At 41.4% G+C, this 14,662-nt stretch carries 15 protein-coding genes and 1 riboswitch; of the genes, 12 read left to right on the forward strand and 3 right to left on the reverse strand.

What is annotated here, in order from left to right:
- Positions 1 to 239: 239 nt before the first annotated feature.
- A complete protein-coding gene (locus CSV80_RS12915; RefSeq protein ID WP_099671061.1) occupies positions 240 to 770 on the reverse strand; it encodes a helix-turn-helix domain-containing protein in 531 nt (176 codons plus the stop codon).
- A 506-nt stretch (positions 771 to 1,276) separates the two neighbouring features.
- Here CSV80_RS12915 and CSV80_RS12920 point away from each other — a divergent pair.
- On the forward strand, positions 1,277 to 2,122 hold the full coding sequence (locus CSV80_RS12920; RefSeq protein ID WP_099671062.1) for a VOC family protein: 846 nt from the start codon (positions 1,277 to 1,279) through the stop codon (positions 2,120 to 2,122).
- A 296-nt stretch (positions 2,123 to 2,418) separates the two neighbouring features.
- Here the strand turns inward: CSV80_RS12920 and CSV80_RS12925 are convergent, their stop codons facing one another.
- On the reverse strand, positions 2,419 to 3,648 hold the full coding sequence (locus CSV80_RS12925; RefSeq protein ID WP_099671063.1) for a CynX/NimT family MFS transporter: 1,230 nt from the start codon (positions 3,646 to 3,648) through the stop codon (positions 2,419 to 2,421).
- 116 nt (positions 3,649 to 3,764) lie between these two features.
- Here CSV80_RS12925 and CSV80_RS12930 point away from each other — a divergent pair, with 116 nt between their 5' ends.
- The 3 genes from CSV80_RS12930 to CSV80_RS12940 all read left to right on the forward strand — a co-directional run bounded on the left by CSV80_RS12930 (position 3,765) and on the right by CSV80_RS12940 (position 7,214).
- Complete coding sequence (locus CSV80_RS12930) at positions 3,765 to 4,652, forward strand: AEC family transporter (RefSeq protein WP_369822896.1); 888 nt, start codon at positions 3,765 to 3,767, stop codon at positions 4,650 to 4,652.
- Between the two features lie 390 nt (positions 4,653 to 5,042).
- Positions 5,043 to 5,144, forward strand: a riboswitch (purine riboswitch).
- Between the two features lie 130 nt (positions 5,145 to 5,274).
- Positions 5,275 to 5,862, forward strand: coding sequence for a xanthine phosphoribosyltransferase (locus CSV80_RS12935; RefSeq protein ID WP_099671065.1), 588 nt, complete (start codon positions 5,275 to 5,277; stop codon positions 5,860 to 5,862).
- On the forward strand, positions 5,859 to 7,214 hold the full coding sequence (locus CSV80_RS12940) for a nucleobase:cation symporter-2 family protein (RefSeq protein ID WP_099671066.1): 1,356 nt from the start codon (positions 5,859 to 5,861) through the stop codon (positions 7,212 to 7,214). The genes CSV80_RS12935 and CSV80_RS12940 overlap by 4 nt, the downstream gene beginning before the upstream one ends.
- 41 nt (positions 7,215 to 7,255) lie before the next feature.
- Here CSV80_RS12940 and CSV80_RS12945 read toward each other — a convergent pair whose 3' ends face one another.
- Positions 7,256 to 8,158, reverse strand: a complete 903-nt coding sequence (locus CSV80_RS12945) for an aldo/keto reductase (RefSeq protein ID WP_099671067.1) — start codon at positions 8,156 to 8,158, stop codon at positions 7,256 to 7,258.
- A gap of 72 nt (positions 8,159 to 8,230) precedes the next feature.
- On the opposite strand from CSV80_RS12945, the gene CSV80_RS12950 reads away from it, so the two are divergent.
- The 8 genes from CSV80_RS12950 to spoIIAB all read left to right on the forward strand — a co-directional run bounded on the left by CSV80_RS12950 (position 8,231) and on the right by spoIIAB (position 14,659).
- A complete protein-coding gene (locus CSV80_RS12950; RefSeq protein ID WP_099671068.1) occupies positions 8,231 to 8,764 on the forward strand; it encodes an NUDIX hydrolase in 534 nt (177 codons plus the stop codon).
- 64 nt (positions 8,765 to 8,828) lie between these two features.
- Positions 8,829 to 9,341, forward strand: a complete 513-nt coding sequence (locus tag CSV80_RS12955) for a hypothetical protein (RefSeq protein ID WP_099671069.1) — start codon at positions 8,829 to 8,831, stop codon at positions 9,339 to 9,341.
- A gap of 96 nt (positions 9,342 to 9,437) precedes the next feature.
- Positions 9,438 to 9,914: a ferric iron uptake transcriptional regulator gene (fur, locus tag CSV80_RS12960; RefSeq protein WP_099671070.1), complete on the forward strand. Its 477-nt coding sequence runs from the start codon at positions 9,438 to 9,440 to the stop codon at positions 9,912 to 9,914.
- Positions 9,915 to 9,958: 44 nt separating this feature from the next.
- On the forward strand, positions 9,959 to 10,849 hold the full coding sequence (gene xerD / locus CSV80_RS12965) for a site-specific tyrosine recombinase XerD (protein WP_099671071.1): 891 nt from the start codon (positions 9,959 to 9,961) through the stop codon (positions 10,847 to 10,849).
- A gap of 23 nt (positions 10,850 to 10,872) precedes the next feature.
- A complete protein-coding gene (deoB, locus tag CSV80_RS12970) occupies positions 10,873 to 12,066 on the forward strand; it encodes a phosphopentomutase (protein WP_099671072.1) in 1,194 nt (397 codons plus the stop codon).
- 7 nt (positions 12,067 to 12,073) lie between these two features.
- Entirely contained in the window at positions 12,074 to 13,366 is a 1,293-nt protein-coding gene (locus tag CSV80_RS12975) for a pyrimidine-nucleoside phosphorylase (protein WP_099671131.1), read from the forward strand.
- 503 nt (positions 13,367 to 13,869) lie between these two features.
- Positions 13,870 to 14,223 carry an STAS domain-containing protein gene (locus CSV80_RS12980; protein WP_167693452.1) on the forward strand — a complete coding sequence of 118 codons (354 nt, stop codon included), beginning with the start codon at positions 13,870 to 13,872 and terminating at the stop codon, positions 14,221 to 14,223.
- Positions 14,213 to 14,659, forward strand: a complete 447-nt coding sequence (gene spoIIAB, locus CSV80_RS12985; protein ID WP_029053083.1) for an anti-sigma F factor — start codon at positions 14,213 to 14,215, stop codon at positions 14,657 to 14,659. The genes CSV80_RS12980 and spoIIAB overlap by 11 nt, the downstream gene beginning before the upstream one ends.
- Positions 14,660 to 14,662 lie beyond the last annotated feature (3 nt).

The raw sequence follows: 14,662 nt of genomic DNA on the forward strand, positions 1-14,662 counted from the left end.
AGAGTGTACCGGAACGGAGAAAGGCCGACTCCTGAGGGATCAGCGTGCGTCTTGAGACCCTGGACGGAGCAAAGCGAAGGAAGCGGCTCAAGCCACGCCCCTCGGAAAGCGTGCCTTTCGGAGTGCAGGGAAACGAGGTGAGATAGTTATGTCCCAGCCTCTTTATTAATTGAATCCATTCCAGTTGCGAGTACAAGATTGATTTAGGTATAGTGTACCGGAGAGGGAACAGAATGGTGTCATGTACTTTTATCCTCGGAGTAGACGGCGATAAGTAAGACCGCCTCATCTTCTCCGATGTTTTTAACAAAGTGAGGTACGCTTGCATTCCAACTAAATGAATCGCCTTCCGTTGCAATAACAGAATCTTCGCCTTGTTCAGCAAGGACCGTGCCTTTTAGTACGACATGGCTCTCTTCGCCTTCGTGGGCGATCGCTTCACCGGTCGATGTACCAGGTGGTAATTCAACGTGCATCATTCGCAGACCACTTTGCGTAGTAATATGTTCAATTTTTATTCCGTTAAACGTTGTATATACCCGATCAGCTTTCCTAATGACTTTCATATGCTTCTTTTTCTCTAGTAGCAAATAAGGAAGTGGGACGTCTAGAAAGCTAGCGATTTCTTGCAACGTATTAAGGGAGGGGGATGTATTGTCATTTTCGATGTTGCTTATAAACCCTTTTGAAAGTCCTATTTGTTCGCTCATCTGTGCGATGGTTATTTTCTTTCTTTTCCGTATATCTCGTATTTTTGAGCCGATTTCCACATGGATCCCTCCAAGAGTATTGTTGTGTATTTATATAATAGCACAAATATCTTGACGCTATCTTCCGTATAATGTTATCCTATAGAGAATTAATATTCACATATGAATATTAAGTGCTGGATTAAATTTTCACAATAAATATATTGATGTGATTCAAGAAGGAATAGTAACTGATAAGAAGTAAATATATGTTTATGGATATATTTGTTTTAGAGAAGCGAGGAGGTATGTGTAAACCAATTATTTTACGATGCCGAAAGTCAGATGAAATAGGATAGAGAATCATTTTTTTTACAATTAGTGTTCACTTATAGAGATATAATATCTTTAAAGGGATATAGGAGTAACTTGAAATGATGCCAGACAGTTTAAATATAATCTTCAAAGTCCGAAACTCATAGAAGTAAACTTTAGTATTTGATCGAGTGTTATGTAATAAGAAGAGGATAAAAATTTAGACTACGCACATTAGAAACGATACAAGATAGAAGAGGGAGATTATAAAAATGAAAAACTTTCATAAAAAACCTAATACATTTGTTGGACAGGTTAATATAAACGTAATAAATTTGGATGTAGCTCTTGAATTTTACCAGCAGGTTATCGGATTTCAAGTTTTGGAGCAAACAAAACGAAAAGCGGTTTTAACAGTAGACGGAAAAACAGGATTATTAACGATTGAACAGCCGGTTGATGTACTACCTAAGGAGGAAAGGAGATCTGGTTTATTCCACTTTGCACTTTTGTTACCGACAAGAGCTGACTTGTCTGCCTTTTTACGCCATTTATCTAAGACAGGTTATCGATTCGGAGCATCAGATCACCTTGTTAGTGAAGCACTCTACATTACGGATCCAGACGGAAATGGTATTGAAGTGTATATAGATCGGCCATCTTCTGAATGGAGTTGGTTTAATGGAGAAGTCAAGATGGCGTCTGACCCATTAGATGGAGAAAGTCTTCTAGCAGTAAGCGATAAGGAATGGAATGGGTTGCCGACTGATACGATAATGGGCCACATTCATTTGCATGTAGCCGATCTTCAAAAAGCAGAAGAATTTTACACGAAGGGACTTGGTTTTACAGTTGTAAGCCATTATCCTCAAGCTATTTTTATTTCGACGGGCGATTATCATCATCATATTGCCTTAAATACATGGCAAGGAGTAGGTGCTCCTAAACCACAGAAAAATAATGTGGGTATAAATTGGTACTCGCTTGTTTTCCCAGACGAAGCTGAAAGATCGAAAGTAATTGGACAATTACAGAACCTGGGTGTTTCGTATACGGTTGAAGGTGAGTTGTTTGTGATTGAAGATCCATCAGGAAATAAAATTCAATTAACCGTGTAAACCCTCCCACTTATCCTGCCTAAAACGGTAGCATGGGTGTGATTTTACTAATTTTAAGAGTGGATTGGAATTTCAGTTTTTTGAGATTCACTTCGTGCTATAAAAGATTGCGTATGCATAGTACTTGGTTTGCTAATAAGCTTTTGAAACTGTTACATTTTATACCTACAGGGTTATACATGGATAAAACGAAGGACCCCAATTCGCAGATGAATTGGGGTCCTTCGTTTTATTGTTGAAATACGTTTTTATATCTTTATACTAAAAAAGTTCACTTCCAATGCACTTGTTTTTTATTATGCATGCTGGTTTGAGTCAAGCGAAATCAAACGCTTTTTGCCTGCGTACATTCCACTTATAAATAGTATCGTTGCGACAACTATGAAGGTATAAAGCGGTGCCGTCCATGAACCGGTATAGTCATGAAGAATACCGAACAACACTGGACCGATAGCTGCGAGTAAGTAGCCGATCGACTGCGCCATACCGGAAATTGAAGCCGCTTGGTCTGGTGTATTGGTACGTAAAGTGAAGAACATCATAGCGAGTCCGAATGCCGATCCTCCTCCTAGACCAATGAAAATCATCCAAAGTGCAGTCAGGCTTTCGCTTCCAAACTGAACGCCGCCATAACCAATTAAATAACAAGCGAAAACAGCTGCAACCAGGACACGTTGATCACGTACTTTATCAGCGACCACTGGTATAATAAACATCATAGGTAATTGTGCAAGCTGGACAAGAGCTAGCATCCATCCGGCAGCATCAGCCGTCATGCCATTTGTTTGCAACACAATGGGAATCCATGATGCTGTCGTATAAAATAGGAACGATTGTAGTCCCATGAATATCGTGATGCTCCAGGCTAGTGGTGACCGCCAAATAGGCAGAGCAGGTTTCGTCTTCATGTTGTTCTGAACCGATTTGATGACTTCTTTCTTTTTGCGTATCTGAGGAATCCATACAATAATAGCTAACAATGTAATGACTCCCCAAATTCCTAGCGCCCCTTGCCAGCCATATACTGTTTCATTCGCAATTGGAGAAGCTATACCAGAAGCAAGTGTTGCAGATATACTCATAGATACTGAGTATAGTCCTGTCATTAATCCGATATGTAAGGGAAAGCTCAGTTTAAGAAGACTTGGTAATAGGACGTTTGCAAAAGCGATTCCTACCCCAATTAAAAATGTACCGATCAATAGCAATGGACTATTGCCCACAGAACGCATGATAATTCCTAGCAATAAAATAATCATCGCATAGAAAAGTGTTCTCGACATACCAAAACGTTTTGCAATACGTGGTGTAAAAGGTGATACAATAGCAAATGCCAGTAATGGGATGGTTGTTAAAAATCCAGCCAACGAGTTAGAGATTTGCAGTTGATCACGAATGTTTCCGATAATAGGTCCGACAGAAGTTAGTGGGGAACGGATGGTAGCGGCTAAAAATAAAATACCCGCTAATAATATCCACTGACTCTTAGGAAAATGTAAATGTTTACTTGGTCGTTCTTTTTCCATTGTGAAGCCTCCTGTATTACTTGAAGATTGTTCTGAGAAGTATGTAGCTGAAGCAGCAGAAAGGAGATTCCTTTGTGGAGTACTTACTCATAGTCTTTGTAAATGTTATCACACCCATGCTTATTTTATTAGCAATTGGCGTAGTTTTACAAATAAAGTTTACTTTTAATGTTAAGGCGTTAGGGAATATACTAACATACTGTTTAATACCTGCCGCCGTGTTCATGAACTTATACCATACCGTCATTGATATAGAAATCCTACTCGACGTATTAATGTTTGTCGTATTATTTACGACCACTTTAATAATTACTGGACATTTATTTAGTAAACTCTTGCGTCTGAATCGCCAGCAGACCGCTGTTATGAAAAACAGTATTGTTCTGATCAACTCAGGAAACTATGGATTACCTGTCAGTCAGCTAGTCTTTCATGCCAATCCACTCGGAGTGTCCATTCAAATCGTGTTAATTGTCTATCAGAACTTACTGACGTACTCGTATGGATTGTATAATCTCGTGTCTTCCACGCAATCAGGAAAAGACATCGTAAAGCAGTTTCTTCGAATGCCGATTATTCATGCTTTGTGGCTAGGTGCTTTGCTTAACTTAGCAAATATCCAATTGCCACAATTTATCGAGTTGCCGATTAGTCATTTATCAAATGCTTTTATCGCCATTGCGCTCATTACACTAGGCGCGCAGTTAGCGCAGATAAAGGTGAAAACGCTATGGAACCATTTGATCTACCTAAGCGCTATCGGCAGACTCATAATCTCACCAACTGTGGCGTTGCTGTTGATTTTACTGTTGAGGATAGACGGTGTCACGGCTCAATCACTCTGGATCGCCAGCTCATTTCCAACGTCAAGAAATAGCTCCACGTTAGCACTGGAATACGATGTCGAGTCTGAGCTAGCAGCCCAAATTGTCCTGTTCAACACCGTAGCTAGCAGTTTTACAGTAGGCGTAGTAATTTATCTTTCTTCACTATTGTTCGGGTAAGTAATAAAGAAACGAACAGTTGATTACAGAGAAGTTGGCATGGGTGCTGGATAAGGGATTGGCGCTACGGAGGGGACGCTTTCCTTAAGGCTCGCGATGAGCCTATGGGAGTTGCCCCTCCTACGCGCCAATCCCTACAATGTGAGTGGATATTATATTCTGTTGTGCATTTGAACTGAAACAAGAGTTAAAGACAACAATAGTTAACACACTAACTATAGTGAGAGACCTAAGTCCTGGCACCCCCTCTACACCCCCACGAAGCTACGTTTTACCCCAATCTATCGCAACTTCTTGTCAAGAATATGTCCATATGCTTCCTAGCGTAAAGCTATCAAACTAATTGGCGAATTTTCACATTGATAATTTGTCGAATCGTGCTATACTGTTACCATTCAGTTAAATAAGACTCATATAATCACGGGGATATGGCCCGTAAGTTTCTACCGGTCTACCGAAAATAGACTGCCTATGGGGAGAATGGAAAGCAGCTTTCTTTGTCGTTCGACAAGAGAATGCTTTTTCATTTTTAAAAGCGTACATGCCGCTCTCTCATAGTTGTTATATGGGAGTATGGCATATACGCTTTTTTTATTCGAAAAAATGAAGGGAGCATCACAGCGTGGAGTTGCTAAAAAACAAGATTCGACAAGAAGGTAAAGTATTATCGGAAGAGGTACTGAAGGTAGATTCATTTTTGAATCATCAAATCGATCCGTTATTGATGCAAGAAATCGGAAAAGAGTTTGTTAGACGATTTAGCGATCAAAACATTACGAAAATCGTCACGATTGAATCTTCAGGTATTGCTCCAGCTACGATGGCAGGAATGATATTAGGCGTTCCGGTAGTATTTGCCAGAAAGCGTAAATCTCTTACATTGACGGATCATCTTTACTCCGCAAAAGTGTATTCTTTCACTAAGAAAGAATCGAATGATATTTCGGTTTCAAAAGATTTCATTTCAAATGAAGATACGGTATTGCTCATTGATGATTTCCTTGCGAATGGACAAGCCGCACTTGGACTCATAGATATCGCAAAACAAGCAGGCGCAACTATCGCAGGTGTTGGAATTGTTATTGAAAAATGCTTCCAGCCAGGTGGAGATTTGATCCGCAAAGAGGGTGTCCGTTTGGAATCGTTAGCTGAGCTTCAGTCGTTACATAATGGTCAAGTCCAGTTTGTTGGGGAGGAAACGGAACGATGAAAACAACGCTGCTAGGTTTTCAGCATTTACTAGCTATGTATGCCGGCGCAGTATTGGTACCACTCATTGTGGGGAATGCCATTGGGTTAACACCTACACAGTTAACTTATCTTGTTTCGATTGATATTTTGATGTGTGGTGTCGCAACAATATTACAAATTTCACGTAATAAATATTTCGGTATTGGTTTGCCCGTAGTTCTCGGTTGTACGTTCACGGCTGTAGGCCCAATGATTTTGATAGGCAATGATTATGGAATTTCGGCTATTTACGGAGCGGTTATTGCTTCGGGCGTAATCATTTTCTTCATTAGCCACTTCTTCGGAAGTCTCGTGAAATTTTTCCCGCCAATCGTTACCGGTTCTGTCGTAACAATTATTGGAATCACATTGATTCCTGTAGCGATCAATAATATGGGTGGCGGACAAGGTGCAGAAGATTTCGGTTCATTGACAAATATTTTACTTTCATTTGGAACGTTGTTATTTATTATCTTGATGTTCCGATTCACCTCAGGTTTTATGCAGTCTATCGCTATTTTATTAGGATTAGTGGGTGGTACAATTGCAGCAATCTTCCTAGGTATAGTAGATTTTTCGAATGTACATGATGCTTCTTATGTTCATATGGTCATGCCGTTTTATTTAGCTACTCCTACATTCCATATACTGCCGATTGCAATTATGACATTGGTGGCAATGGTATCGCTCGTAGAATCTACGGGGGTATACTTTGCACTCGGTGATATTTGTGAGGAAGAAATTGATCAGAAAATGCTGGAAAAAGGATATCGGGCAGAGGGTTTAGCTTCTGTTATTGGAGGTATTTTCAACGCATTTCCTTATACGACATTTTCGCAAAACGTCGGCTTGATGCAATTGTCTGGTGTGAAGTCACGTCGGGTAATATTCGTTACTGCAATTATGCTAATTTCATTAGGTTTTTTGCCAAAAATAGCAGCTCTTGCAACGATTATCCCTCCAGCAGTACTTGGCGGCGCGATGGTTGCCATGTTCGGCATGGTTGTTTCACAAGGAATTAAAATGTTAAGTCCTGTTATTTCAAAAACTCAAGATAACGCGATGATCGTAGCGTGTTCCATCGGTATCGGCCTTGGTGTTTCAGTTGTACCGGATCTGTTTAAAGAATTGCCAGAAAGTGTACAGATTTTAACAAGTAATGGTATTGTGCTCGGAAGTATCACCGCCATTTTCTTGAATATCATTTTCAATATGATTCCGTCAAAAAAGAAGCAAGCAGCCCAACATGCTGATGAAGCAAAAGCTATGCCGCTTAGCATCAAAGAAGGACCATCTTCTGTCTTAGTAAGTGCAACAGCTGATCATAAATAAGAAAAAGAGCAACTGCTAAAAAGTTGCTCTTTTTCTATATTTTACACTCGATGTTGTTCATACTGATGACGCTCTGTTTTGTTTGTTAATGCCGTAAGCAATTGTGGATCGATTTTTGTATCATATGCATTCAATGTTTCACGAAGTTGCTCTTGTGTTCTTGAACCAATCAAAGCTGAGGCCACTACAGGCTCTTTAAGTGCGAAAGCAAGAGCGTATGCATGTAAGTTGTCCGTGTCCTTTGAAAGCACCTGAATTGTTTGTTGCAACTCAAAAGGTGAATAAGAAACGAAGCCATTCAACTTCTCCGCACGCTCCACGCCTTCATTCGTTAGTAAGCCTTTCGCCAGTGTACCTCTAGTAACGACAGATGCACCTTTTTTTGCAATCATAGAAAAGTATTCTTCAGGACGTCGATCAAGCAAGTTATACTGCATCATGACGGAAACCGCGTTGCTAGTACTCAGGAACCGTTCGATAACAGTGGGGCGGATACTAGATATACCGTATTCACGTATGACCCCTTCAGTTTTTAATGTTTCAAAAGCTTCGATCGTTTCATCTGTATCATCTTCCATCGTACCGCCGTGAAGTTGATACAAGTCGATATAATCGAGTTGTAAACGTCGTAAACTCTGTTTGACAGCGTCCATAATATGCGTTTTGGAAGGATCCCATGTCCAGGAATCTTCCCCTGTTTCCCACTTGTTACCGGCTTTTGTCGCAATGAGCAAATCTTGTCGTTTTTCTTTCAACACTTTTCCGACGAGTTCTTCATTTGTCCCTTTATCATAAAGATCTGCTGTATCGAAATAGTTAATGCCATGATCAACCGCTTCGTCGAGTACAGAACGAGCCGCTTCCAGTTCAGTCGGTAATGACATGCAACCCAATCCAAGTTCGGAAACAAGCAAATTACTAGAACCTATTGTACGCTTCTTCATGTGCCTCACTCCTTTCGTTTCATGGTACAATGAAAACGGGATATAAAACCAATGGAAAGGGTTGAGTGCTGGATGAAGTTTGAAGAAAGAACCCTCTCAACAGAACAGATCTTTACAGGTAAAATCATTTCGGTGCAAGTCGACGAAGTAGAATTGCCTGATGGAAAACTAGCAAAGAGAGAATTAGTAAAACATCCAGGAGCTGTGGCGATTATCGCCTTGACTGAAGATAAAAAAATCGTGTTAGTTGAACAGTACAGAAAGCCTTTGGAACGAACGATGCTAGAAATACCTGCGGGCAAGATCGAGCCGGGCGAAGAACCTAAACTGACGGCAATTCGTGAACTGGAAGAAGAGACAGGGTACCGTGCGAATTCATTCGAATATTTGCAGACTTTCTCAACTTCACCAGGCTTCGCGGATGAAATCATTCACTTATATGTAGCAAAAGAGCTGGAGAAGGTGGAGCAGCCTGCTACAGGCGATGAAGACGAATTCATTGAGGTTCTAGAGGTAACTGTTGAAGAGGCAGAGGAATTCATTGCGAATGAAAGGATTTATGATGCCAAGACGGTTGCTGCTGTCTGGTATGTAAAAAACCTATAAAGGATTGAGCTATTTCTGGACGGACAAGCATATGTTATAAAAACGATGCGGAGGTGTCCTATTTATGGCTCGATCATTGTCTTTTGTCTATTTATTCGTTATACTCGCAATCAGTTACATAGGAGGGGCTTTATTATTCAGGGAGTGGCCGGTCACGTCGCTAGAGCAAATTATTGGCTTATATGACCAACGCGTAGTGAAAGGATCTGAAGCGGCTCTGTGGTCGCCTATTGTGGTGATGTTGAGCTTTATTCTATTAGCCATCATACTGTCTAAATATAAAAGAGTCCGTTTTATCACTATGTTTCTCGGCGCGATTAAATGTGCTTTTTTTGGTTTGTCATCCACCTATTTATTATCGACAGGATTAAAATTGGTATCCTATACGATTTGGTGGTTCCCATTTCAATTAATCAGCTGTTTGTTGTTCCTGATTTTATGTTCGGTGTTAAGCCCGCCATTTTTCGCTACACCGGCTAGTAAGAAAGATCGTCCACTAACTGCTGTGCCACCTTTGATTGCACTGTTGTTGATCACGCAGATACTGGAACTATCGATCTTCTATTTTATAAAATAATGTTTACTACACACTATAATGAAATGAACCTTTCCTTTCTATTGTCATCTGGAACGACAGTTTGGTATAATGGAAACAATTTGAGGGGGGCGTCGTATGGAAAGCCGTATTGAACGAATCAAGAAGCAATTGCACGGGGCCAGCTACAAGTTGACGCCTCAGCGTGAAGCGACTGTAGCAGTTCTTCTGGAAAATGAAGAAGACCATTTAAGTGCAGAAGATGTATTTTTATTAGTAAAAGAAAAAGCGCCAGATATTGGTCTGGCGACTGTATATCGTACATTAGAATTATTAACTGAACTAAAAGTTGTCGATAAAATTAACTTTGGCGATGGTGTAGCACGCTATGACTTGCGAGAAGAAGGCGCTGCGCGGTTCCACCATCACTTAATTTGTCTAGAATGTGGAACGGTTGATGAAATTCAGGAAGACCTGCTTGGCGAAGTAGAAAAAGTCGTAGAAGGTCGTTATGGTTTTACAGTCAAAGATCATTGGCTGACGTTCCATGGTGTTTGTAAACGTTGTAAGGTGAAAGACGAAGAGAAAGAACAGGAAGACAATGGGATGGCCTAAGCGCTGTCCTTTTTTACTTTTTACATAAGAAAGGAGGAAAGTCTATGAAAGATGCGCAATTTGCGTTAGAAGATTATGTGCACTTTTTAACAGTTGAAAGACAATTAGCTCAAAACACGGTGAAATCGTATCAACGCGACCTAACTGCCTATTTACGTTTCATAGAAAGTTTGAATTTGGAAACAGTTAATTCGATTGAACGTGCGATGGTTCTTCAATATTTGCAGAAGTTGAAAGATAGTGGTAAATCCAGTCGTACACTTTCTCGGCATATTTCCTCCATTCGTTCGTTTCATCAATTTTTAGTGAGAGAGCAAGTCACGACACATGATTGCACGATTCACATCGAATTGCCTAAAATCGAACAACAGTTGCCGGATGTGCTCTCTATACCTGAAATAGAACGACTGATTCATGCCGTGGATGGCAATACTTCACAAGGAATGCGTGATATTGCGCTGCTAGAATTGTTATATGGGACGGGAATGAGGGTAAGTGAGTTGATAGCGATTGATTTGGCTGATCTTCATTTGACAATGGGTTTTGTGCGGGTATTCGGAAAAGGCAGTAAGGAACGGATCGTTCCACTTGGACGTTCAGCGATCGATGCCTGTACTGTGTATTTAAATGAAGGGCGTCCTAAATTCATTAGGGATACCGAGGCCTTATTCCTCAACATGCATGGTAGACGTCTGACAAGACAAGGGTGTTGGAAGATCCTAAAAGAGGCAGGCGTGAAGGCGGAAATTCAAAAAGTCATTTCACCGCATTTATTACGTCACTCATTCGCCACACATTTGATCGAAAATGGAGCGGACTTGCGCGCAGTTCAGGAAATGCTCGGCCATGCTGATATTTCCACGACGCAACTTTACACGCATGTCAGCAAAAAACGCTTGAAAGATGTCTATAGTCAATTTCATCCTAGAGCGTAACTACTATTACTGGAGGTTTTCATATGGAGAAATTTCGTTATAATCGTATTCATTTAATCGTACTTGATTCAGTAGGGATCGGCGAAGCGCCGGACGCAGAAGCATTTGGCGATGTTGGATCTAATACACTTGGACATATCGCTGAAGAGATGGATGGATTGAAACTACCAAACTTGGAACGTCTAGGTCTTGCGAATATTGCACCAATTAAAGGTCTTGCACCTCAAAAAGAAGCGCAAGGATATTACACAAAGATGCAAGAGGCGTCTGTTGGTAAAGATACGATGACAGGCCACTGGGAAATCATGGGCTTGCGTATCGATGATGCATTCAAAGTATATCCGAATGGTTTTCCAAAAGAATTAATAGATGAATTGGAATTAAAAACGGGTAGGAAAGTTATCGGAAATAAGCCGGCAAGTGGGACGGAAATTATTGAAGAGCTCGGCGAAGAGCATATGAAGACAGGTGCTCTGATCGTCTACACGTCGGGAGACCCTGTACTGCAAATTGCAGCGCATGAGGAAATCATTCCTATTGAAGAGCAATATCGTATTTGTGAAATCGCACGAGAACTTACGTTGCAACCTGAATTTTTAGTGGGGCGCGTGATTGCACGTCCATTTGTTGGAAAACCCGGTACATTCACACGCACAACCAATCGTCACGATTACGCATTGAAGCCATTTGGTAAAACAGTGATGAATGAATTGCAGGATAAAGGCTATGACGTAATCGCAATCGGTAAAATTGCAGATATTTACAATGGCGAAGGCGTGACAGAAGCAGTCCGTACAACAGGGAACATGGACGGTGTAGATCAGCTTGTCACGGTTATGAAAAAAGAATTTGAAGGCATCAGTTTCGTTAATCTAGTAGACTTTGATGCATTATATGGTCACCGTCGTGATCCGATTGGTTACGGTAATGCACTTGAAGAATTTGATGCACGCTTGCCTGAGATTATGGAAGCACTGCGACCGGATGATCTACTGATTATCACAGCAGATCACGGAAATGACCCGACTCATGAAGGAACGGATCACACAAGAGAATATGTGCCATTACTCGTCTATTCACCTTCGAATAAAGGAGCTGGCGAGTTACCAATCCGTAAAACATTCTCTGATGTCGGTGCGACAATTGCTGTGAATTTCCAAGTAGATCAGCCGGAACATGGTGAAAGTTTCTTGTCTGCATTGGTTAAGGAGGATTAATTCTATGTTGCGCATGGTGGATATCATTGAAAATAAGCGAGACGGAATAGAGCTAAATAAAGAAGAGATAGAGTTTTTCGTGACGGGTTATACGGATGGCTCAATTCCTGACTATCAGGCTAGTGCTTTCTTAATGGCCATTTACTTTAAGGGTATGACAACAGAAGAACAAGGGTATTTAACAATGGCAATGGCGGAATCTGGTGATCAAATTGATTTATCCGCCATTGAAGGAGTGAAGGTAGATAAGCACTCCACAGGTGGAGTAGGAGATACTACGACACTCATCTTAGCTCCGCTAGTCGCAGCATGCGGTGTACCGATTGCTAAAATGAGTGGTCGAGGACTAGGTCACACAGGCGGTACACTGGATAAACTTGAAGCAATTGACGGCTTCCACGTAGAGATTTCTACGGAAAAATTTATTCAACAGGTCAATGATTTGAAAATCGCTGTAATCGGTCAAAGCGGTAATTTGACGCCGGCTGATAAAAAACTGTATGCGTTACGAGACGTCACGGCGACAGTCAATAGCATTCCACTAATCGCAAGCTCTATTATGAGTAAAAAGCTTGCGGCAGGCGCAGACGCTATCGTATTGGACGTCAAGACAGGCGCAGGAGCCTTCATGAAAACATTGGAAGATTCCAAGCGATTGGCAGATGCCATGACTGCGATTGGAAATGAAGTTGGAAGAAACACAAGTGCCGTTATTTCAGATATGAGTCAACCACTCGGGTTTGCGATTGGAAATGCTCTTGAAGTAAAAGAAGCCATTGATACGCTGCAAGGAAAAGGACCGGCCGATCTAACAGAGTTATGCTTTGTCCTTGGTAGCAAGATGTTGCTAGCGGCAAACAAAGCAGAAACTGAAGAAGATGCACGTAAACAACTGCAGAACGTCATAGAAAACGGTGAGGCACTGCGCTTGTTCGGAGAGTTGATCAAAGCACAAGACGGCAACGAAAAAGTTATAGAGAATACAAATCTATTGCCGCAAGCACAGTATAAAATTGAAGTTCCTTCTATCGAAAGTGGCTATGTATCCATGATCGACGCCGACGAAATAGGTGTAGCCGCCATGCTTCTTGGCGCAGGCCGTGCAACAAAAGAAGACGTTATTGATCTTGCAGTCGGGATTGTCTTGCGTAAGAAAATAGGTGACTTTGTAGAAAAAGGAGAAGCGCTCGCGATACTCCATGCAAACACTGAACAAGTTGACGATTCGATTAAACTATTACAATCTCATATGCATATCGCAAAAGAAAAAACAGCAGCACCACCGCTTATACATGCCTAATAATCCATAAAAGCCGTGTGCCTGAAGTACTCCAAGAAATTGGTGCCCTTCAGAGCACATGGCTTTTTTGTTGTTGATGTGTAAAAACAAATTTAACGGTACATACTCTTGTGTAGCTCGAGTGAAGAGCGACAGAAGTGTCGGTATTGTAGCTTCTGCTGCATGTTTGGATGGCTAGCACAATGAGCCAGATAGGAAGTGCGCATAACTGTCTCATTGCTCTGCCTACCATTTGTCATGTTAGAACATTACAGTAATTGATCTTTGGCACAAGCAGCGACTCCCGCGGAATTAGCAATTCTTTGATAGTTAGAGCGAAGTGGCTCAAGCCGTGCCTGTAGGAAAGCGTTCGCCTGGAATGCAGATTAACAGTACCATTTCGTCACCTTTAAACCCTGTCACAACTTAAGAAGTTTTAGGGACAGTTGACTAGTTTTGTCAAAACTAAAGGATAGTGGTTCTAAATGTGCGACAATGCCTTCATGAAGGAGGCGTATCCACACATGGCAACTATTACACAACTGGAAAATGGCATAGTCCTAATCACGCTAGCAGGAGAACTCGACAACCACGAAGCCAATCAAATTAGAGAAGAAGTATCTACCGCTATATTTACAGGAAAGACGCGTGCAATTATCTGGGACCTCTACCAACTAGGCTTCATGGACAGCGCAGGAATCGGACTTATACTCGGCAGAATGCGCGATCTAGTCCCTGTAAACGGAGAAACACTCATATTGAATCCATCTCCGACAATGCAGAAGCTATTCCAATTTTCGGGTCTTGGTGATGTCGTCAGAATATGTACAGTCGAAGAAGCAATCGACGAAATCGGAGGGGTTGTACATGAAAAATGAAATGACCTTGTCGTTTCTAGCGATAGAACAAAATGAAGCACTTGCCAGAATGGCGCTCACCTGTTTTATCGCACCATTGGATCCGACATTGGATGAACTTTCGGAATTTAAAACAATTGTTTCGGAAGCTGTCACTAATGCCATTATCCACGGTTACGAATGCGACGGTAAAAGTATGGTGAAGGTCCATGCGACGATTGATGACCGCTCGGTAAAAATGACGGTAACAGATGAAGGAATGGGAATCTTCGACATAGAGCAAGCGATGGAGCCGATGTTCACAACCAAACCACAAATGGAGCGCTCCGGTATGGGCTTTACAATCATGGAAAGTTTCTCGGACGGTATCCGTGTAGATTCTACCCTTGGAAATGGGACAATCGTGACATTTGAGAAGAATTTTTCTCCGGTCACAGAAGTAAGTAGAATGAGGTGACGT

Origin of the sequence: Sporosarcina sp. P12(2017), from assembly GCF_002743035.1 — a bacterium.
GTDB lineage: Bacteria > Bacillota > Bacilli > Bacillales_A > Planococcaceae > Sporosarcina > Sporosarcina ureae.

Coding starts and splice junctions, on each gene's coding strand:
- CSV80_RS12940 (WP_099671066.1), top strand. CDS start 5,859: ATGAAAACAACGCTGCTAGGTTTTCAGCATTTACTAGCTATGTATGCC.
- CSV80_RS12955 (WP_099671069.1), top strand. CDS start 8,829: ATGGCTCGATCATTGTCTTTTGTCTATTTATTCGTTATACTCGCAATC.
- CSV80_RS12925 (WP_099671063.1), bottom strand. CDS start 3,648: ATGGAAAAAGAACGACCAAGTAAACATTTACATTTTCCTAAGAGTCAG.
- fur (WP_099671070.1), top strand. CDS start 9,438: ATGGAAAGCCGTATTGAACGAATCAAGAAGCAATTGCACGGGGCCAGC.
- spoIIAB (WP_029053083.1), top strand. CDS start 14,213: ATGAAAAATGAAATGACCTTGTCGTTTCTAGCGATAGAACAAAATGAA.
- CSV80_RS12920 (WP_099671062.1), top strand. CDS start 1,277: ATGAAAAACTTTCATAAAAAACCTAATACATTTGTTGGACAGGTTAAT.
- CSV80_RS12930 (WP_369822896.1), top strand. CDS start 3,765: ATGCTTATTTTATTAGCAATTGGCGTAGTTTTACAAATAAAGTTTACT.
- xerD (WP_099671071.1), top strand. CDS start 9,959: ATGAAAGATGCGCAATTTGCGTTAGAAGATTATGTGCACTTTTTAACA.
- CSV80_RS12950 (WP_099671068.1), top strand. CDS start 8,231: ATGAAGTTTGAAGAAAGAACCCTCTCAACAGAACAGATCTTTACAGGT.
- CSV80_RS12945 (WP_099671067.1), bottom strand. CDS start 8,158: ATGAAGAAGCGTACAATAGGTTCTAGTAATTTGCTTGTTTCCGAACTT.
- deoB (WP_099671072.1), top strand. CDS start 10,873: ATGGAGAAATTTCGTTATAATCGTATTCATTTAATCGTACTTGATTCA.
- CSV80_RS12980 (WP_167693452.1), top strand. CDS start 13,870: ATGGCAACTATTACACAACTGGAAAATGGCATAGTCCTAATCACGCTA.